The following is a 17,961-nucleotide window of genomic DNA, read 5'->3' as shown; positions in this document are numbered from 1 at the left end:
CATTCCGCTGCGCGCGATGCCAGACATCAAGATGATGAGAACATGACTACCGCAAAAGACATCATGCACCTGGGCGCGGAGTGCGTTCCGGCCACCGAGACGCTCGACCGGGCCGCCCAGATGATGCGTGACAAGCAAGTGGGGTCGCTGCCAATTTGCGGCCCAGACAACAAACTCAAGGGAATCCTCACCGACCGTGACATCGTCGTGAAGTGCATCGCCGCGGGCAAGGACCCCTCGAAGATGACCGCCGGGGACCTCGCGCAAGGTAAGGCGCTCTACGTCGACGCCAACGCCAGCGAACAAGAAGTTCTCGAAGTGATGGAAAGCAACAAGATCCGCCGCGTTCCGGTCATTGAGAACAAGAAGATCGTCGGCATGATCAGCGAGGCCGATATCGCCCAGCATCTGTCCGAGAGCCAGCTGGCGCACTTCGTCACGACGATCACGCAGGCGCCGCCCACCAAAGTAAAAGCGACAGCTAAGTCCAAGTGACGTGGAACCGCTCAAGGTGATCACCTGCGACTGCGGATTCGAAGCCGTAGGTACTGAGGACGATCTAGTGGTGATCATCCAGGCGCACGAGCGGGATACCCACGGATTAGAAATCAGCCGTGAAGAAGTGTTAGCCCTCGCCAGCCCGGTCGATCCGGGTGGCGAGGGCTAACCCTCGCTGTGCGGTAGGTGCGCTAACGCGTTGGCCGGGGCATCGTCGTCCCTCTGGGCGTACCGGTGTTCCTCGAGCCCATCTTGGCCACCAGCCAGACGAACAGCACGGCCAGGGCGATCTGAATGGCATGCCTGATCCAGTCGATGCCTTTCGTCTCCCCCACGCCGAGCCACGTGGCGAGGATTCCGCCAATCGTCGCCGCCAGGATTCCGGCGACAACCGTCATGAGCGTGCTGATGTTCTGCTTGCCTGGCAGCAAAAGCCGCCCGATGAGACCCACGATGGCACCACCGATGATGCCCCAGATAATCGCTCCAAGCATCTCAAACCCCCCTTTAAGAACATCTTCTATGGGGTACGAGGTCAGCGCGCCCGAATCAGAAAATGACTCAGGACCGGGCCACGGCGTTAGCCATGATCGCGTCGTGCAGGAAGACCGTCAGCCCCGGCTTGATCGCCTCATAGGTGGCCATGAAGCGCTCGTCGGCCAGGTACATTTCCGCCAGGCCGGTCTGAATCTCATACGAGCACTCGTAGAACCAGCGGCTGATTGACTGCCGGTGCTCCTCGGCAAGCTCCATCGCCTCGGGGCTATCCGAGGCGAGGCCAGCGTCCATGATGGCGACGATGCGGCGCCCCCACTCCTCGTTTTCGGCCTTCATCTTCTGCCAGTCTTCTTTGGTGTACTGGCTGGTTCGCCGCGCTGACTCCTTGTAGGCGTCCGTGCCGCCCCAGCGTTCCTGCGCCTCAGCGTCATATTGGTCTGGGTCGAAGTCACCGAAGACTTCGAACCGCTCTTGCGGGGTCAGTTTGATGCCCACCTTCTGTGCCTCCATCGCGAACTCAACCGCGTTGATCATCTTTTCGAGCCGGGCTTTGCGTTCACTGAGCAGTTCGTGCTGCCTTCTGAGATGCGCGGCGGCATCGGCTCCGGGCTCGTCGAGGATCTCGGCGATTTCCTCCAGGGAGAACCCGAGCTCCCGGTAATAGCGGATCTGCTGCAACCGCTCCAGGTCAGCCTCGTCATAGCGGCGATAGCCGGTGCTCGTGCGCTCACTCGGCGACAGCAGGCCGATCTCGTCGTAGTGGTACAGCGTGCGGACCGTTACGCCCGCGAGGTCGGCGACCTTTCCGATCTGGTAGCTCATGTTCTCCCCCTTTCGAAGTCCAGGCTCCAGTCTCCCGTTACGTCAGAGTCAAGCGTTGTGCTCCGGCACACGTGCGGCAAATCGACCGATTCCCCTACCGTGCGCTTCCTGCTAGCGTGGCTCGCCGTGACCCCCGCCCCCCAGGCCACCGAAAACCGTCTTGGCTTCCTCGACGTGTTGCGTGGTATCGCCGCCCTGCTGGTCGCGCTCTACCACATCGGAAACGCCGCACCCGTTGGCACGCCTGGGTTCTGGTGGGTAAGCCACAGCTTGCTGAACTTCGGCAGCTTCGGGGTCATGCTGTTCTTCATCGTCAGCGGCTACATCATTCCGGCCTCACTGGAACGCCGCGGCTCGCTCGTGGAGTTCTGGATCGGCCGCGTTTTCCGGCTCGTGCCCTTGTTCTGGCTGCTGTCGGCCGCCGTCGTGGTGCTGTGGTCACTCAAGCTCCTGCCCTTGCCCGAGTGGATCTTCAACCACCCGTTTGTGGTGCTGGCGGGCAACGCGTCGCTGATGACCAACTTCATCGGGGCACCACACCTGCTCGCTCCAGCGTGGACACTGCCGTACGAGATCTGCTTCTACGCCCTCACCTCGGTCATCTTCGTGACCCGGTTCCGCAAGACGTCAGCCGCTTTCGCCCTGTTCCTCGGCGGCTTCGCCCTCATCGCCGCTGACACATTCCTCATCGACTCGGCGCTAACGCCTTGGGCGCACAGCGATCCCAACCACGTCGGCAACCCGGTGCGAGTCCTCGCGATCGCCGCCATCATCGCCGCGGCCGCCGCACTGTTCGCCAAGGGCAAGGGCATGGCCCTCTACGCGGCTGGCGTTGGTTTCGTGGCCGTGGCCTTGTTCCTCAACCGGTCCTGGCCATTGCACCAGGCCGTCATCTTCCTGTCGCTGATGTTCACCGGCACGGTCATCTACCGCATGGCTGCCCGCCAGATGCCGGTCTGGCTCGGCTGGGTCACGATCGGCTTCGTCGCCGTGGCCAGCTGTGTCTCGTTCCGCCTGCACTTCAAGAGCTGGGGTGGCGAGGACATGCTCGGCGGCGCCTGGTGGACCGAGTCCGTCGCCGTCGTGGTGGCGCTGGCCGTTTTCCTTGCGGCCCATGCCTTGCGCAACCGCATCACCTGGCCAGCTGTCCTGCAGTGGCTGGGCCGGATCAGCTATTCGGTCTATCTGATCCACTGGGTCGTGCTGATGTCCGTGCCAGCGGTGCCTGATTCCGTGCCGGGCAACGCCATCCTGAGCCTGATCGTCTGGGTTGGACTGACGCTCGGCTTCAGTCAGATCACGTACCTGCTGGTCGAACGCCCCTCCGTCCGCCTGGGGCGCAAGGTCGCCCAGTGGGCCCGTGACCGCTTCCAGCTCAGCAAGCCCGCCCAGCCTGTCATTCCCCGTCAGGCCAGTCCTGCCGATGCTCCCGAGCCCGCTCCCGTTCTGCCGTCTTAAGAGGGTTCAGGCGGGCGCTGACCTTCGCTACGCTGTCCCGATGTATGAAGACCTGCCCAAGGCCGAGTTCGCGTTTCCGGGACCGCTGCGTGACAAGCTGATCGCAGCCATCCTCAACGGCAGCAAGACTTCCACGACCGGTCTCAAGCAGGACTACACGATCGAAGGGACCGAGCTGGAGTCACCCGGCGAACGGTCAGTCGTGATCGATTCCGCTGAGCGGCCGGTCGCGGTCATCGAGCTCGAAGAGATCGCCGAGTGCACGGTCGGCGACATCGACCTGCGGCACGCCATCGACGAAGGCGAAGGCTACAAGTCGGTCGAGCAGTGGCGTGCGGGGCACGAGCGGTTCTGGCACTCGGCCGAATACCGCGAGTTCGCCGGTGACCCGAATTTCACGATCGACGATGACACCGTCGCGGTCACGCAGCGGTTCCGGGTCGTGGAAAAGCTTGAAGACGGTGTGCGTGAAGCGGCCGAGGCCGGTGACACCTGGGCGATGGTGGCCTTGGCTGATCTGCTCGGTGAACGTTACGAGGGCACCGACCGCGAAGAGCAAGCCGCTAGCGAGGCACGCGAGTGGTATGAGAAAGCCGCCAAAAACGGTGACACCGAAGCGATGGCGGTCCTCGGCACGGCCCTGCTGTTCGAAGGCGAAGCCGAAGAGGCCGAGCCGTGGCTCAAGCGCGCGGTCGCCAATGGCCATGTCGAGGCGATGGCCGAGCTGGGCAATGTCTACGATTACCTTGGCGACAAAGAACAAGCCCTGCATTGGTACCGCAAAGCCGCCGACCTGGGCAGTCACGCCGGCAAGGACAACTTGACCGCGCTGACCCGGGAACTCCAGGGTCAAGCCCACGGCTAGCCATGACGTTCGCCGAGTCGTTACGGGACAGTGCTGCCGCGCAGGGCCTTAGCTTGCCGAACGTTGTCCCGGAAGCCGACGATCCGCTCAAGCACGCCACCGTCCCCTCCACGCTGGGTATCCGTGATCCGCTTGAGGTTGGCGAGGGCCCGGAACCGGGAGACTTCTACTTCGATGGCTGGGGGCTGGGCGTTCACTTCATTGGTGGGCAGACGCAAGAGCTTGACGAGCTGGCACGGGTCGCCCACGCGTGGCAGACCGGGGTGCCTGTGCGCGACATTCAAGCGATGGCGGCGCACTCGACACTGGGGTCGCTTGCTGAGGCGGCGGAGCAGGGCGCCGAGCAAGTCATCACGGCGGGCTGGGAGTGCTTGCGCGCCTTGGCATCCGAAACGGGATGGCCAGAATACGTGGCCATGGTCGAGGCCGCGCACGCCGAACCCGTGTTACGCCAGCACTTCCCCTACACCGGCATGTACGAAATCCGCTTCCTGGATCAGGTCCTGCCCTTCGGGCGCACACTCGTGCAGATTGTCCGTGCGCACCAAGGTTTCCACGTGTCGGCTGACGGCCAGACCCACCACGCGGCGACGCCACAGGAGGCCGTCGAGTTAGCCGCGCGGTTGCTTTAAAGCGGTGCGGTGCAGCATCGTCAGCACGGCCGTTGTCGCGGTGGCGAGGTCGAACGCCGCGTCGGTAAGGGATTCGGCGACCAGCGCGTCAATGGCACCGTTGAGCATAAGGGCCAGAGTCCGGCTGTCCACATCGGAGCGATAACCGCCGTCGTCCACGGCGGCCTGAATCATTGCCGCCAAAGGCTTCCAGCGGGCGGCCGAATGCGGGCTGTCCTCGATGCCCGTGTCATGGTGTCCGCCGAGGGACTCGGTGATGACGCGCACATGGCTGGGATGGGCGGCCATATAACCCATCAGCGAGGTGACGTAGGCGTCGACGGCGTCTGACGGGCTCGCCGCCAGCGCGATCCGCTCCTGCATGTGGGCCGTCAGCGAGGCGATGACGTGCTCGTAGGCGGACCGTACGACCGCGTTCTTGGACGCGAAGTGATAGATGACCGCGGCTTTGGTGATGCCGGCGGCATCGGCGATGCGCTGCAGCGAGCAGCTCGCGTACCCGTGAATGGCGATTAAATCGATCGTGACGTTGACGAGCTGTGCCCGGCGGGCCTGCTCGGTGAGGGTCAGCTGCCGCACTCAGCGCTCCAAGCCATTGAGGAAAGTGCCGACGTCGGCGGCGATCCTATCCGGATATTCGCCGTTTAGCGCATGCGAGGCGTCCTCGTAGGTCAATACAGTGCCCTGCCGCAGCGTTTCCTTGGCTGTTCGCGCTCCGGCCGCGGAGTCGTGCATGACTGACTTGCCCGCCATGATCGCCAGGACCGGCATCTGCAGCGAGGCGAGCTGTTCGCTGGAAAGTCGCGTGGGCGCAGGCAGTTTCAGCACGTAGTTCTGCATCCCCGACTCGATCATGTCGGCCACCGGGACGTCTTCGACAGGTGCGCCGTTGGCGGTCCAGCTGTTGAAGCTGTCGCGCCAGCTCTTTGGCGCCCACTTCACGGACACCGGGATCGAGCGCACGATCACGCCGGCTGACAAGTTGGTGAAGGTCATGACCGGGTCCAGCACGATGACGCTCTTGATTTTCTGCGGTTGCCGCACGGCTAGGTTCATCGCGGTCCAGCCACCGATCGAGACGCCGAGCAGGTGAACCGCTGGCTCAGGCAGCTGCTGGAACGCTTCGTGCAGCCATCGCGCCTGATCGTCATCATTTACCACCGGACGGTCCTGGATGCTGGCTCCTGGTTCGCCGAGCAGGTCGATCGTGTAGACGGTTCGCAGCTTCCGTAACGAGGGCACGTTGTCAGCCCACATCGGTGAGGCCGCTGACCGTCCCGGCAACAGGACCAGCGGTGTCGTGTCCGGACCGTCACCGTCGAAGCGGTACATCCGCACGACGCCGTAACTGGTGCGCACGTCTAGCGTCGCGTCGGGCGCGGGAAGTGCCTGCATCGCCTTGGCGTAGGCCGACATGAAGTCATCCTTGCCCCCAGCGGAGGTCCAGTGGCCGATCGGCGAGGTGTCCCGCAACACCAGCCACGCGAGCATGGAGATCCCGGCGATGACGGTCGCGACCTGCCCGGCGGTCCGCCAGCGGGACTTTGGCTTCTCAGACGCGTCTAACCACATGGTTAGTAATTTAACCACACGGTTAGTTCGGTGTCCGCCAAACCTTGATCTCGGTTGACGGCACTCGTTCCACGAACGCGGCCGGCACCAGCGCCCGCAGGTCACGCTCGAATGCGGCCAGCCGATCGCCGAACAAATGGGGCGCCGACGCCGACCGAGAGAACACCCATGCCACCACGTCGTCCGCATTGCGCTCGACGGTCTGCCCACTGTCGACAATGTGCCGCTCGAAGTCCACGAAACCTGCGTTAGCCAGCACGAGGTCCTCGCCACCGGGCGTCCCGTTGGGCAGGGTGCCTTGGCCCGCGCGGCGCACCGGCCCGAGGTAGGCCCGCACGAGCGAGCGAATCTGGCCGTAAAGCGCAGACTCCCCAGACGAGTCCTTGAGATCGCTCATGTGGACGAACGCGCCACCGGGCTCCAGCATCGTGAACACCGTCGCGGCGACGCGATCGCGGTCCGTCCAGTGAAACGAATTGGCGAACACGACGGTCCGGAACACACCCAGCCCTGCGGGCAGATCTTCCGCACGGGCCAGCACCCATGAAGCGTTGGCGATCCCACGCCGTGAAGCCTCAGCGAGCATGTCCTCGTCGGGGTCGACGCCGACGGCTTCGGCGAAAAACGGTGCTAGCGCTAGGGTTACGGTCCCGGGACCGCAGCCGGCATCGAGCAGTCTGCCGCTGCCATCTAGCCCTAGAATCTTGGCCAATCTGTCAGCAAAGCCTGGCGCGTAAGGAAGACGCCCTCGCTCGTAATAGCCAGCGGAACCCTTGAACAGCGTGCTATCCCACTGCCATCCGTCGATCATTTACCGATCATCCCCGGCGGCAGCGTCTAGTGCACACCCGCCATCAACCGCGAGATCGCCTTGGCCCCGAGCCAGAAGCACAGTCCCATCACGACAGCGATGGCGCCGATCGTGCCGTAGTAGACTACGTCACGCACCCGTTCGCTGATCGGGCCCACCCAGGCACTGATCGCGTTACCGGTCGCGGTCGCCAGGAACCACAGCCCCATGATCTGGCTGGCGTACCGCATCGGGGCCAGTTTCGTCGTCACCGATAGGCCGACGGGGCTGAGCAACAGCTCGGCGATCGTCTGAATCAGGAACACCAGCACGATCCACCAGGCCGAGATCAGCCCGCTGATGGCCAGTGACCCGGCGATCGCCATGACACCAAACGAAATGCCGATGAGGATGATCGCCCACGAGAACTTCACGGGAGTTCCCGGCTGGCGGCGGCCAAGTTTGACCCAGATCCAGGCGAAGATAGGCGCCAGCAGCAGGATGAAAGCCGGGTTGGCGGACTGGAACCACGCGGTCGGGATCGTGAAGAAGCCGAGATCGCGCTCCACTTTGTTGTCGATGAACAGGTTGACGACCGTCGAGGATTGGTCATAGATCATCCAGAACAGTGTCGCCCCAAGGAAAATCCACACGTAGGCGCTGACGCGTGACCTTTCCTCCTTCTTCAGCTGCTTGTCCTTGAAGATCATTCCAAAGTAGATAACCGGCACGGCGAACACGAGCACCGTCAGCGGCACCTTGATGTGATCGGCGTTGAACCATCCGGCCGCCACGTCAATGGCGTAGATGACGGCGAGCGCGGCGGCGACCGCCGCGACGATGGTGAAGATGCGCTTGCGTTGCGGCGCCGGCAGCGGATGGTGCGGCTTCAAGCCGACGCCTTCAAGGCGCTTGCCGCCCAGCACGTACTGAATGACGGCGAAGGTCATGCCGACGGCCGCGATGCCAAACGCGACATGCCATTGCAGACGGTCGGCGAAAAAGCCCGTCAGCAGCGGCGCGATCAGAGCACCGAGGTTGATCGCCATGTAGAAGATGGTGAAACCTGAGTCGCGCCGGTGCTCTTCGAGCTCCGGGTGCTTGTCGTAAAGCTCACCGACCATCGTGGAGATGTTCGGCTTGAGCAATCCCGTGCCCAGCACGATCACCACGAGACCGAGGAAGAACACCGGTTGCACGTGAAGCGACAGAAGATAGTGTCCGATCGCGATGGCGATGCCGCCATAGAGGACCGCCCGGCGCGTACCCGTGAGGCGGTCAGCCACCCACCCGCCGGGCAGCGACATGAAGTAGACCATCGAGTTGTAGATCGAAACGATGGAGATCGCTGCCGCTTCGGCTAGCCCGAACCCGCCATCGGCCACGCTCTTGGCTAGGAACAAGACGAGAATGGCCCGCATACCGTAGAAGCTGAACCGCTCCCACATCTCGGTGAAGAACAGCGTGCTTAGACCGCGCGGATGTCCGAGCCATCCCCTGACGGGCTGATTCGGCACGTCTCCAGCGATCGTCATAAAACGGACAATAGCGTGATGGCCGCCTCAGGTGAGGCCGAACGGAGTAACACAGAGTATTGTTGCCCGGTCGCGGGAATCGTGAACCGCGCCGTGTCGTTGCATGAACTGATTACTGGCTTAAAGCGAGGGAGAGCTGATATGGGCGAGCGCATGCTGCGGGGAAGCCGTCTGGGGGCCGTCAGCTATGAGTCCGACCGCAACACCGAACTCGCGCCGAGGCAGAGCCGTGAATATCTCTGTGCCAACGGTCACCAGTTCGAGGTGCCCTTCGCGGTCGACGCTGAAGTGCCCGCGACGTGGGAATGCAAGTTCGACGGCAGCGTGGCCCGTCTCGTTGACGGCAGCGAGCCGGAGCAGAAGAAGACCAAGCCGCCGCGCACCCACTGGGACATGCTCCTGGAGCGCCGCTCCATCGAGGAGCTGGAAGAAATCCTCAACGAGCGCCTGACTGAGGTTCGCACCCGCCGCGGTCGTTGATCAGTCGACGATTTCGCCTTCGATTACTTCTGACGAAGCCGTTCCCGCTTGAGGGGACGGCTTCGCTGTATCTACGCGTACTTTGCGCGGGCCGAACATGTTCCCCGCGACCCGCGGCGGCACCCGCTTCTCGGTCGCCTTGCGCAGCCGGTCGCGCACGAGCTTGCGCACTGGCGGCAGCAACATCAGCAAACCAGCGATCCCGGTCAGGAAGCCTGGCACGAGCAAAAGCAGCGAGGCGATGAGCCCGGCCACGCCGTAGAGCACTTCGTCGCCCGCGGGACCGCCAGCCCTGCGGGCGGTCCGCAACCGCCGCCACGCGCGGATGCCCTCACGGCGCACGAGAGCGGTCCCTAGCAGGCTCAGCGCGATCAGGATCAGGATCGCCACCAGGGTGTTGCCGATGAGCTTCGCGACCGCGATCAGCGTGAAGAACTCGGCCGCTCCCAGCAGCAGCACACCGAGCGGCACCCAGCGCAGCCGGCGAAACCTCGCCGAACCCGCAGGAGCGGCGGGCGCGGTCACGGCCACTGACTCTTAGGCTTGAATGCCCGCCGCACGGCGTTGGCTCTCGCCTTGGCGCCCCAGACGGTGACCCGCCACATGGCTTCCTTGACGATCGAGCCGCTCATCTTGCTCGCCCCGTGCTCACGCTCGGCGAACGTGATCGGAACCTCGACAATGGTGAATCCATTGCGGTTGATCCGGTGTGTCATCTCGACCTGGTAGCTGTAGCCCGCCGACTGAATCGAGTCGAGTTCGGACTTGTCCAAGACGGACAGTTTGTAAGCGCGGTAGCCACCGGTCGCGTCCTTGATGCCCATGCCCAGGGCGACGGCGATGTAAAGGTTGCCGCCGCGTGAGAGCAGGAAGCGGTGCGCGGGCCAGTTGACGACCTTGCCGCCCTTGACGTAACGCGAACCGATCACCGCGTCAGCGTCGCGCAACGCGTTGAGCAGCAGCGGAAGCTCTTCCGGGGCGTGTGAACCGTCGGCGTCCATCTGCACGACGACGTCGTAGCCGTGCTCACGGGCCCAGCCGAAACCAGCGATGTAGGCCGCACCCAAGCCTTCTTTGCCCTTGCGGTGCAGGACCTTGATCTGTGGGTCAGCGGCGGCCAGCTCATCGGCGATCGCGCCGGTGCCATCAGGGCTGTTGTCGTCAGCGACGAGGATGTCCACTTCAGGCACGGCCTGACGGACCCGGTCAGTGATCAGGCGGACGTTCTCGGACTCGTTGTAGGTCGGGATGATCACTACAACGCGCCCAACGCCTGGGTATCCCTCTGCCCGGTCGCTCACATCGCTCTCCTTCGCCTGGTCACTGCCGTCCAGGCCAGAGCCGCCACCGCGAGGAGCGTCAGCCCGGCCTCCGGCCACATCCCTAGCCCAGTAGCCAGCGTAGTCGAACGGCCCGGCCGGAGTTCATGCACTATGACCGCTTCTGTGTTGAAGATGGTCGGCTGGTGCACCGCACCATCGGCGGTGACGAACGCACTAATACCCACGGTTGACGCCATCAATGCGTCGCGGCCGTGCTCGACCGCACGCAACCGCACCATCGCGAGCTGCTGCGCCGCCTCGGAGGCATCGAAGGTCGCGTTATTGGTCTGCACCGCGAGCAGATCCGCGCCGGAGGTCACGACGTCGCGCACGACCTCGTCGTAGGCGACCTCGAAACAGATGACATCGCCCACCTTGACGCCGTCCATCTCCAGCACGCCCGGCACGGTGCCGGAGACGAAGTCGGTGCGCAGCAGCTTGGCTTTGTTCGTGATCGCGCGCGCGATCGGCTCAACGAGCGGCCGCATCGGCATGTATTCGGCGAACGGCACCGGGTGACGCTTGAGGTACATCCCGTTCGGCCCGCTGCCCGGAATCCACACGATGCCCGCGTTACGCGACTGGTTCTCCCCCGGCCCGCTCAGCACGGCGCCCACGAGGATCGGTGCCTGGATCGCGAGCGCGGCGTCATCGATCGCGGCGGCCGCGTCCATGTTCAGCAGCGGGTCAATGTCGGAGGCGTTCTCGGGCCAGATGACGAGATCGGGCTGCTTGACTTCGCCCCGCTTTACCTTGTCCGCCAAGTCAATCGTTGCCCGGACATGGTTTTCCAGCACCGCTTTGCGCTGCGCGTTGAAATCCAGCCCCATGCGCGGCACGTTGCCCTGCACGATCGCGACCGTCACCGGGGCACCGTCGGGTTTGCTCAGTGGAATCGCCAGGCCCGCGACCATCAAGGCCACCGCCGCGGCTACAGAAGCCGCAACGATTTTCCAAGCATGATGTCCGACGCCCGCCGTGGTCTCGGCCGTCCCTCCCGCGAGGCTTTCAGGTCCGCGCGACCCAGGCATTCCAGCGCCAGCCCCTTCGGCTGCACCGGCGCTTCCGGACACGCCATTCGCGGCGGTCGTGGAGGCGGTTGCATGGCCTTCGCTGCCGAAGCCGCTTGCGGTGGAAGCAGTCGCGGTGAAAGCGGTAGACGTGCCTGCGGCGGAAGCGTTTGCGGCGCCAGGATCGGCCAAGGGGGCAGCATGGCCGTTGGCGGAGGGGTCAGGCAGGGCGGAAGGGTTGGTGTGCAGGAGGATGGTGCGGATGGCGAGCGCGAGCGCGCCTCCGGCGAGAGCCACGATGAAGGTCACGAGGGGCGCGCCGCCGATGGAAGCGAACGCGAGCGCGGGCGAGTCGCCTTGGCTGAAAGCCAGCCGCCCCCAGGGGAATCCGCCGAACGGGAACCGGTCGCGCAGGGCTTCCTGGCCGACCCACAGCAGCGCGATGAGCAACGGCCACAAGGCGGGCCGTCGTTTGCCGAGCGGGGTCACGAAGGCGAGTGCCATCGCCAGGACAACGAAATAAACCGCTTGGTACAACGAAAGGATCAGCCAGGGCGCGTAACCGGTGTGCAGATTGGTCCAAGCCAGCAGCGGCGCGAAGAAGACGACGCCAGCGAGCAGGCCGAGCCCGGCACTGGGCCGCAGACGCCGGCCGTCGACGGCGAGCGCTAGGGCGGCCACACCCAGCGGGGCGGTCCACCAAAGGCCGTAACGCGGGAACGCCAGAAGGAGCGCTGCCCCAGCGATGAGCGCGAGAAGGATTCCAGTCAGCGTGCGCTTGTTCTGCGGCACTGGTGCTGGTTCAGCGGGCGTCTGCGATGGTGCTTCGTGCACGTCGATCACTACATCATCCTTTGCCCGCTGACAGAACGGGGGCGCGACCTTCGGCCGCGCCCCGGACTTGCTGCCTCTGTGCCACCCAAACGGCCTTCGGGCCGACTATATGTCGTTTTCTACTGACCGCCCCAAAGCACAGAACTTAACGACGGTACGCGGAGGCGCGCTCAGGAGTCAAGAAGACGTGATGCCAGGAGGGACACCGCCATGGCCGGCCGGGATTCTGCCAGCAAACCCGCCGCTGCCAGCACGTATGCACTGTCAACGATCACGCGGGGTTCCCGGGGCAGCGGCCAGCCACCAGCGTCATCACGCAGTCCACGTGCCAAGATCCGATGAGCCGCCGCGGCGCTACTGTGACGCAGGACACCCCCGGATCCGACCACAATTTGAGCCGCCCTTAAGTCTCGGCCACCCCGGCGCGGCCCGCCTGGCTCAAGGGGTTCGCCTCTCGCGTGACGCCGCAACGCCACCGCGACGGCCAGTCCAGCGATCTCTTCGTCGATCGAGCTGACGATGGTTTCTGGTTGTGCCGCGAGACTTTCCGCCGCTTGGCGCAGCTCGGCATTGGCGTCTATGAGTTTTTCGGCCTCCGCAGCGGCGACAACGCCCGGCGCCGACCAGCGCATGCCGAGGTCGCCTTCGACGGTCCGCGCGGCTGTGAGCACCCCGGCGACTTCGGCTTCGCCAATCTCGTGCGTGGGATTGAGCACGGAATAGACATCCGTGGTCGCGCCACCCACGTCGACGACGAGCAAGTCGCCTTGCGTATGCGCCGCGAGCAGCTCCACTCCCGTGAGCACCAAGTCCGGCGTCGCACCGCGCACCAGGGACGCGAACCGCTTGCCCCGCGACAGTTTCTTACCGCCGATGACGTGCTTGAGGAACACTTCACGGATCGCCGCGCGGGCCGGGCCGGGATCGAGCACACCGATGCTGGGCAACACGTTCCCGGCCACCGTCACGGGGACACCTTTGGCGGCGAGCAGTTCGGACAGTTCGGAGGCCACCGAAGCGTTTCCGGCCAGCACAACCGGCACCCGCCACCGTGCCTTCGCCAGCTTCAAAGCGTTGTGACTAATCGTCTCCGCGTCGCCACCGTCGGTGCCGCCCACGAGCAGCACCACGTCGGGGCGGGCCGCCCGCAGCTCGTCCAAAGACGGCAGCATCCCGGCGGCCACGTGCACGACCCGTGCCCCGGCCGACAAACCCACCCTGTACCCAGCCTGCGCCGTCACGAGCCGTTCGTAGCCGATGACGGCCAGCCGCAGCCCGCCTCCCGCCGACGAGCACACCAGCAGCTCGTCGGGTTTGACACCGGTCGCGGCGACGGCAGCGTCAAGCCCATGCAGCACATCGGTTTCGACCGTCGTGCGGTGTGCCGCGCTGGCGATCAGCTGACCGTCTTGCACGGCCACCGCTTTGGTGAACGTCGACCCGACGTCGACGCACGTGACGATCATGACTTTGGCGGCACGACCACGGTTCCGGTGGCGGTCACCGCGACAATCGGCGGGTCGAGCACATCGGCCTGGGATCCTTGCGTGCCACGGCACACAACGAGCACCTCAAAGTCGATGGTGCGGCTGCGCGTGCCCATCCGGGTGATGGTGGCGTTGATTTCCAGGACGTCCCCGGCTTTCATCGGCGCCTTGAACTGAACGTCCGAATAGGACGCGAACAGCCCTTCATCGCCATCGGTGCGGATACACACCTCCGTGGCCACATCACCAAAAGCGGCCAGCGCGTAGGCGCCGTCGACGAGGTTGCCCGCGTAGTGCGCGTGGCTGTACGGCACATAACGGCGGTGGGTCACCTTGAGACCGACGGACATCTACTTGCTCCTTTGGGTAACGAGAGAGTGCACGAGATAGCTGGCGACTTCGCGGGGAGTCGTGCCGCGGCCGAAGATGCGGTCCACCCCAAGCTCTCCGGCCATCAGCTCATCGAAGCGCGGGCCGCCCACGATGAGCAGCGGGCGCTTGCCGGCGGGCATGGCCTCACGGAACGCCGCCGTCATCTCACGCGTGTTGTACAGGTGCGCGTCGCGCTGGGTCACCACCTGCGACACCAGCACGGCATCAGCCTTCTCCTGCTTAGCGGCGGCAACGAGTTCCGGGACGGTCACCTGGGCACCCATGTTCACGACTTTGAACTCGCGGTAGTACTCCAGGCCCTTCTCCCCCGCGATCCCTTTGATGTTCAGGATCGCGTCAATGCCGACCGTGTGCGCGTCCGTGCCGATGCACGCCCCGACAACGGACAGCTTGCGCCGCAGCTTCTGCTTGACGATCGTGTTGATTTCTTTAGACCCCAGCAACGGGAAGTCGCGCTCGACCACCTGCACCTTGTCCAGCTCGACGAGATGCCGGACGCTGCCGTAGATGACGAAGAACGTGAAGCCATCGCCCATCTGCTTGGCGTGCACCAGCATCGCCGGGTCGAGGCCCATCTTGGCCGCCAGCTGAAGCGCGGCGCCTTCGGCCTTCTTGTCGTGCGGGATCGGCAGCGTGAAGCTGACCTGAGTCATGCCATCGCCGGTCGTGTCGCCATAGGGCCGGACAACTGTCTTCGTCATTTCCCGGCCTCCAGGATCTCCGTCGCGGGGTTGTAATAGCCGTCTTCGTGTTTGGCGACACCGTCGAGGCCTTTACCCCGGTTGGCGGGACGCTTCATGATGCCGAACGTGCCGTCGGCGATCGCGTTCAGCAGCGTGTCGTCAACGATTTCTTCCAGCAGCGTGACGGCCTCACCTAGTACCCCATGAGCTCGTTGCTGGATGAAACCACCCGGCGCCGGCACGAAGTCCTCGTGCAACCCACCGGCGGCGCCCAAAACGTAGCGCACGTTCTGCAAAGCGATGTCGCGGTCGGACAGCCAGGGCGTGACCACGGCTTCGGTCATCATGCCCACGAGCAGAATGCCTTGCCCGGTTAGGGTTCCGACTAGGTTGAAGAACCCGTCGAGCAGGTTGCCGCGGAACACGTCACCGGTCATGTGCTTGGTCGGCGGCATCCACTTCAGTGGTGCGTCGGGGAAAAGCTCGCGGGCCAGCAAGGCGTGCGCGAGTTCGAGCCGGAACGACTCGGGCAGATCCGGGTTGATTTCAAACGCGTGCCCGAGGCCGAGCTGCCAGTCCTCAAGCCCCGCCTCGTGAGCGAAATATTCGTTGAGCAGCTGGGAAACCGTGACCGTGTGCGCGGCCTCAACGGCGTCGGCGGTCGTGAGGTAGTTGTCCTCGCCCGTATTGATGATGATGCCGGCGCGAGCGTGGATCTGGCGTGAGAACCGCTGGTCGACAAACGTCCGGATCGGGTTGATGTCGCGGAACAAGATGCCGTACATCGAGTCGTTGAGCATCATGTCCAGCCGCTGCAACCCGGCCAGGGTCGCGATCTCGGGCATGCAAAGCCCGGAAGCGTAGTTGGTCAGCCGGATGTAGCGGCCCAGTTCTTTCGACGACTCGTCGAGCGCGGCCCGCATGAGGCGGAAGTTCTCTTGCGTGGCATACGTTCCGGCGAAACCTTCTCTGGTCGCGCCTTCGGGCACATAGTCCAAAAGAGACTGTCCCGTGGACCGGATGACCGCGATGACATCGGCACCAGCGCGCGCCGCCGCCTGAGCCTGCGGAATGTCCTCGTAGATGTCACCGGTGGCGACGATGAGGTAAATCCACGGCCGCTGCTTCGGCTCACCGTGCTTCTTGATGAGCTTGTCGCGCTCCAAGCGGTTGCGGTCGATCGTCTTGATGCCCTGAGCCACAGCCCTTTTCGACAGCTTCTTGGCGGCGGTGGCGTGCTTGCCCTCAGGAATGTGGAACTTGACCGACCCTGCTGCCGCCTTCTGCGCCAGCAGGGTCAGGTCACCGTCCACACCGGACTCGGCCAGAGCGTGAAACACCGGCAGTGTCGCGCCATGGCCGAGTCCGACGTCGTCGCGTACCTGATCCACCAGCCGGTTGACCCACGGGATGCCGTCAGCGTCCGCGCCGGTGATCCCGGCCAGGCGCAGCACGGCACGCTCCACCGAAACGGTGGTGTGGGAACGGGCCATGTCCACGACTGGCTGCCCCGCAAGGCGTGCCAGTTCGCGGGCCCGTTGCACGACCGCTGGATCGAGGTTCAGTCTATTCAAGTTCATAAATTGTTTCTCCGCGTAGGACGGTGCGCAGGCAGACCGGCAAAGCGTCGCCTGGGTCGAGGGTGGGCAGGGTTCCAGTGCGCTTGCCAGCGCTCCAAATGGCGAAAGTCGCGGGCGCGCCCGGCTCCAGGACGCCTTCGTTGTCACGGTGAATCGAGCGCCAGCCGCCACGGGTGTGCGCGGCGAACGCGGCCTTGGCGGTCATCCGCTGCGACGGATTGAAGTGCCACATGGCCGCGCGGACACTTCCCCACGGGTCCAGCGGCGTCACCGGCGAGTCGGAGCCAAAGGCAAGCGCGACACCGGTGTTGAACATCTGACCCATCGGATTGCTCGCCAGACTGCGCTCAACGCCCAGGCGCTGGGCATACATCTGATGCTCGCCGCCCCACAGCCGGTCAAACGCGGGCTGCATGCTCGCGAAGATGCCGTACTCAACGAACCCCTTGATGAGCTGCTTGTCCATGATCTCGGCGTGCTCAACCCGGTGCCGTGCGCTGCGCAGCGCGTCGACACCCAGTTTGGCTGCCGCGATCGAGAACCCTTCCACGATGGTGCTGATCGCCGCGTCACCGATCGCGTGGAACCCGCCTTGCATCCGGTGCTGATGACAGTCGATCAGGTGCTCGGCGACCTGTTGCGCCGTAACGTATCCGTGCCCACAGCCGCGATCCCCGTCCAGGAACGGCTCGCGCAGGTGAGCGGTCCGTGAACCTAACGCCCCGTCGGCGTACAAGTCCCCGCCAGCTCCTACCGCTCCGAGTTCCCGTGCTTTAGCCGCGCCCATGAGCTCGCCCCAGAAGCCGTAGACCTCCGGCAAACCCTTGCCCGACTTGGCAAGCAGCGACGTGAAGTCCTCGGGCGACGACGTGCCCGGCCCACCGCACTCGTGGATCGACGCGATGCCTTCGGAGGCCGCCTTGTGCAGGGCTGCCGTCTGCGCGGCGTCACGCTGAGCGGCCGTGATCCGGCCGAACGCGGCTTCCCTGACGACATGGTGGGCGTCACGGCGTACCCAGCCGGACTCGGCAAAGCCCGGCGCGCCCGCCGCAAGCGCCAGCAGATCGCTGGTGACGAGCGCCGAATGGATCGATGCCTGAGATATATAGACGCTGCGCCCGCCCGCGGCCTGGTCAAGCTCGGCGCTTGACGGCGGCACCTGTTCATTACCCCATGTCGATTCATCGAAACCGTGCCCAAGGATGACGCCGTCGCCGTTCTTGGCGAACGCGGACACCCGGTCGAGCAGCTCCGTCTTCGAGCGCACCGCACTGAGGTCGAGCCCGAGCTGCGCCAGCCCCGTGTCGGTGGCATGCACGTGAGCGTCCACAAACGCTGGTGTGATCAGAGCGTCACCAGCGTCGATGACCTCACCGGCCTCTGGCGCGTCTTCGGCACGACCTAGCCACCGCACGACGCCGTCGCTGATCAGCATGGCTTCGGCGACGGGAACGGAGGGGGTCCTGATGGCCCCGGCCTTGAAAAGAATAGGGGTTGTCATG

20 protein-coding genes and 1 pseudogene are annotated in these 17,961 nt (G+C 64.6%); 7 read left to right on the top strand and 14 right to left on the bottom strand.

Going from position 1 to position 17,961, the window contains the following annotated elements; all coding sequences use genetic code 11:
• The first annotated feature begins 42 nt into the window (after positions 1-42).
• Positions 43-495: a CBS domain-containing protein gene (locus tag A3E1_RS0127725; RefSeq protein ID WP_020524059.1), complete on the top strand. Its 453-nt coding sequence runs from the start codon at positions 43-45 to the stop codon at positions 493-495.
• Position 496: 1 nt separating this feature from the next.
• The gene (locus A3E1_RS46385; RefSeq protein WP_020524058.1) at positions 497-667 is read left to right on the top strand and encodes a DUF1059 domain-containing protein; all 171 of its coding nucleotides are present in this window, start codon (positions 497-499) and stop codon (positions 665-667) included.
• Positions 668-689: 22 nt separating this feature from the next.
• On the opposite strand, the gene A3E1_RS0127715 is transcribed toward A3E1_RS46385, so the two are convergent.
• Both A3E1_RS0127715 and A3E1_RS0127710 read right to left on the bottom strand, forming a co-directional pair.
• Positions 690-992: a GlsB/YeaQ/YmgE family stress response membrane protein gene (locus tag A3E1_RS0127715; RefSeq protein WP_020524057.1), complete on the bottom strand. Its 303-nt coding sequence runs from the start codon at positions 990-992 to the stop codon at positions 690-692.
• Positions 993-1,059: 67 nt separating this feature from the next.
• On the bottom strand, positions 1,060-1,818 hold the full coding sequence (locus tag A3E1_RS0127710; RefSeq protein WP_020524056.1) for a MerR family transcriptional regulator: 759 nt from the start codon (positions 1,816-1,818) through the stop codon (positions 1,060-1,062).
• A 126-nt stretch (positions 1,819-1,944) separates the two neighbouring features.
• Here A3E1_RS0127710 and A3E1_RS0127705 point away from each other — a divergent pair, with 126 nt between their 5' ends.
• From A3E1_RS0127705 to A3E1_RS0127695, 4 genes and pseudogenes are all read left to right on the top strand, one after another.
• The gene (locus A3E1_RS0127705; RefSeq protein WP_157631760.1) at positions 1,945-3,276 is read left to right on the top strand and encodes an acyltransferase family protein; all 1,332 of its coding nucleotides are present in this window, start codon (positions 1,945-1,947) and stop codon (positions 3,274-3,276) included.
• A gap of 40 nt (positions 3,277-3,316) precedes the next feature.
• Positions 3,317-3,730 (top strand): annotated as a pseudogene (locus A3E1_RS48585) (ASCH domain-containing protein); the annotation flags it as partial.
• Between the two features lie 45 nt (positions 3,731-3,775).
• A complete protein-coding gene (locus A3E1_RS48580) occupies positions 3,776-4,141 on the top strand; it encodes a tetratricopeptide repeat protein (RefSeq protein ID WP_245571416.1) in 366 nt (121 codons plus the stop codon).
• A gap of 2 nt (positions 4,142-4,143) precedes the next feature.
• Positions 4,144-4,773, top strand: a complete 630-nt coding sequence (locus A3E1_RS0127695; protein WP_020524053.1) for a DUF6193 family natural product biosynthesis protein — start codon at positions 4,144-4,146, stop codon at positions 4,771-4,773.
• Here the strand turns inward: A3E1_RS0127695 and A3E1_RS0127690 are convergent.
• Genes A3E1_RS0127690 through A3E1_RS0127675 form a run of 4 tightly spaced genes read right to left on the bottom strand, consistent with a single transcriptional unit; the run spans position 4,753 to position 8,670 of the window.
• On the bottom strand, positions 4,753-5,352 hold the full coding sequence (locus tag A3E1_RS0127690) for a TetR/AcrR family transcriptional regulator (RefSeq protein WP_020524052.1): 600 nt from the start codon (positions 5,350-5,352) through the stop codon (positions 4,753-4,755). The two genes, A3E1_RS0127695 and A3E1_RS0127690, sit on opposite strands and share 21 nt — an antisense overlap.
• Complete coding sequence (locus A3E1_RS0127685; protein WP_020524051.1) at positions 5,353-6,345, bottom strand: alpha/beta fold hydrolase; 993 nt, start codon at positions 6,343-6,345, stop codon at positions 5,353-5,355.
• Between the two features lie 22 nt (positions 6,346-6,367).
• Entirely contained in the window at positions 6,368-7,156 is a 789-nt protein-coding gene (locus A3E1_RS0127680) for a class I SAM-dependent methyltransferase (protein ID WP_020524050.1), read from the bottom strand.
• A 26-nt stretch (positions 7,157-7,182) separates the two neighbouring features.
• Positions 7,183-8,670 carry a peptide MFS transporter gene (locus A3E1_RS0127675; RefSeq protein ID WP_020524049.1) on the bottom strand — a complete coding sequence of 496 codons (1,488 nt, stop codon included), beginning with the start codon at positions 8,668-8,670 and terminating at the stop codon, positions 7,183-7,185.
• 141 nt (positions 8,671-8,811) lie between these two features.
• On the opposite strand from A3E1_RS0127675, the gene A3E1_RS0127670 reads away from it, so the two are divergent.
• Complete coding sequence (locus A3E1_RS0127670) at positions 8,812-9,150, top strand: RNA polymerase-binding protein RbpA (protein WP_020524048.1); 339 nt, start codon at positions 8,812-8,814, stop codon at positions 9,148-9,150.
• On the opposite strand, the gene A3E1_RS42395 is transcribed toward A3E1_RS0127670, so the two are convergent.
• From A3E1_RS42395 to A3E1_RS0127630, 8 genes are all read right to left on the bottom strand, one after another.
• Positions 9,151-9,675: an FxsA family protein gene (locus tag A3E1_RS42395; protein ID WP_063825169.1), complete on the bottom strand. Its 525-nt coding sequence runs from the start codon at positions 9,673-9,675 to the stop codon at positions 9,151-9,153.
• Positions 9,672-10,451 (bottom strand): polyprenol monophosphomannose synthase, encoded by a 780-nt coding sequence (locus tag A3E1_RS0127660; protein ID WP_020524046.1) that lies wholly within the window; start codon positions 10,449-10,451, stop codon positions 9,672-9,674. The genes A3E1_RS42395 and A3E1_RS0127660 overlap by 4 nt, the downstream gene beginning before the upstream one ends.
• Positions 10,448-12,325 (bottom strand): apolipoprotein N-acyltransferase, encoded by a 1,878-nt coding sequence (gene lnt, locus A3E1_RS48575; RefSeq protein WP_020524045.1) that lies wholly within the window; start codon positions 12,323-12,325, stop codon positions 10,448-10,450. The genes A3E1_RS0127660 and lnt overlap by 4 nt, the downstream gene beginning before the upstream one ends.
• A 161-nt stretch (positions 12,326-12,486) precedes the next feature.
• Entirely contained in the window at positions 12,487-13,782 is a 1,296-nt protein-coding gene (locus tag A3E1_RS0127650; RefSeq protein ID WP_020524044.1) for a glutamate mutase L, read from the bottom strand.
• A complete protein-coding gene (gene kal / locus A3E1_RS0127645) occupies positions 13,779-14,153 on the bottom strand; it encodes a 3-aminobutyryl-CoA ammonia lyase (RefSeq protein WP_020524043.1) in 375 nt (124 codons plus the stop codon). Before kal ends, A3E1_RS0127650 begins: the two co-directional genes overlap by 4 nt.
• Complete coding sequence (gene kamE / locus A3E1_RS0127640; RefSeq protein ID WP_020524042.1) at positions 14,154-14,897, bottom strand: lysine 5,6-aminomutase subunit beta; 744 nt, start codon at positions 14,895-14,897, stop codon at positions 14,154-14,156.
• Positions 14,894-16,459: a lysine 5,6-aminomutase subunit alpha gene (gene kamD / locus A3E1_RS0127635; protein WP_020524041.1), complete on the bottom strand. Its 1,566-nt coding sequence runs from the start codon at positions 16,457-16,459 to the stop codon at positions 14,894-14,896. Before kamD ends, kamE begins: the two co-directional genes overlap by 4 nt.
• Entirely contained in the window at positions 16,446-17,960 is a 1,515-nt protein-coding gene (locus tag A3E1_RS0127630) for an amidohydrolase (protein ID WP_020524040.1), read from the bottom strand. The genes kamD and A3E1_RS0127630 overlap by 14 nt, the downstream gene beginning before the upstream one ends.
• Position 17,961 lies beyond the last annotated feature (1 nt).

The sequence above is a fragment of the Catelliglobosispora koreensis DSM 44566 genome (genome assembly GCF_000379685.1).
Lineage (GTDB): Bacteria > Actinomycetota > Actinomycetes > Mycobacteriales > Micromonosporaceae > Catelliglobosispora > Catelliglobosispora koreensis.
The sequence above is the reverse complement of the archived record's forward strand: the minus strand, read 5'-3'. Positions and strand labels throughout refer to the sequence as shown.

Bases quoted from the DNA above. Each gene is read 5' to 3' on its own strand.
- A3E1_RS0127680 (WP_020524050.1), bottom strand. From the start codon at position 7,156: ATGATCGACGGATGGCAGTGGGATAGCACGCTGTTCAAGGGTTCCGCT.
- A3E1_RS0127725 (WP_020524059.1), top strand. From the start codon at position 43: ATGACTACCGCAAAAGACATCATGCACCTGGGCGCGGAGTGCGTTCCG.
- A3E1_RS0127710 (WP_020524056.1), bottom strand. From the start codon at position 1,818: ATGAGCTACCAGATCGGAAAGGTCGCCGACCTCGCGGGCGTAACGGTC.
- A3E1_RS0127685 (WP_020524051.1), bottom strand. From the start codon at position 6,345: ATGTGGTTAGACGCGTCTGAGAAGCCAAAGTCCCGCTGGCGGACCGCC.
- A3E1_RS0127715 (WP_020524057.1), bottom strand. From the start codon at position 992: ATGCTTGGAGCGATTATCTGGGGCATCATCGGTGGTGCCATCGTGGGT.
- A3E1_RS0127670 (WP_020524048.1), top strand. From the start codon at position 8,812: ATGGGCGAGCGCATGCTGCGGGGAAGCCGTCTGGGGGCCGTCAGCTAT.
- A3E1_RS0127695 (WP_020524053.1), top strand. From the start codon at position 4,144: ATGACGTTCGCCGAGTCGTTACGGGACAGTGCTGCCGCGCAGGGCCTT.
- kal (WP_020524043.1), bottom strand. From the start codon at position 14,153: ATGTCCGTCGGTCTCAAGGTGACCCACCGCCGTTATGTGCCGTACAGC.
- A3E1_RS0127650 (WP_020524044.1), bottom strand. From the start codon at position 13,782: ATGATCGTCACGTGCGTCGACGTCGGGTCGACGTTCACCAAAGCGGTG.
- A3E1_RS48580 (WP_245571416.1), top strand. From the start codon at position 3,776: ATGGTGGCCTTGGCTGATCTGCTCGGTGAACGTTACGAGGGCACCGAC.
- A3E1_RS0127630 (WP_020524040.1), bottom strand. From the start codon at position 17,960: ATGACAACCCCTATTCTTTTCAAGGCCGGGGCCATCAGGACCCCCTCC.
- kamE (WP_020524042.1), bottom strand. From the start codon at position 14,897: ATGACGAAGACAGTTGTCCGGCCCTATGGCGACACGACCGGCGATGGC.
- kamD (WP_020524041.1), bottom strand. From the start codon at position 16,459: ATGAACTTGAATAGACTGAACCTCGATCCAGCGGTCGTGCAACGGGCC.
- A3E1_RS0127675 (WP_020524049.1), bottom strand. From the start codon at position 8,670: ATGACGATCGCTGGAGACGTGCCGAATCAGCCCGTCAGGGGATGGCTC.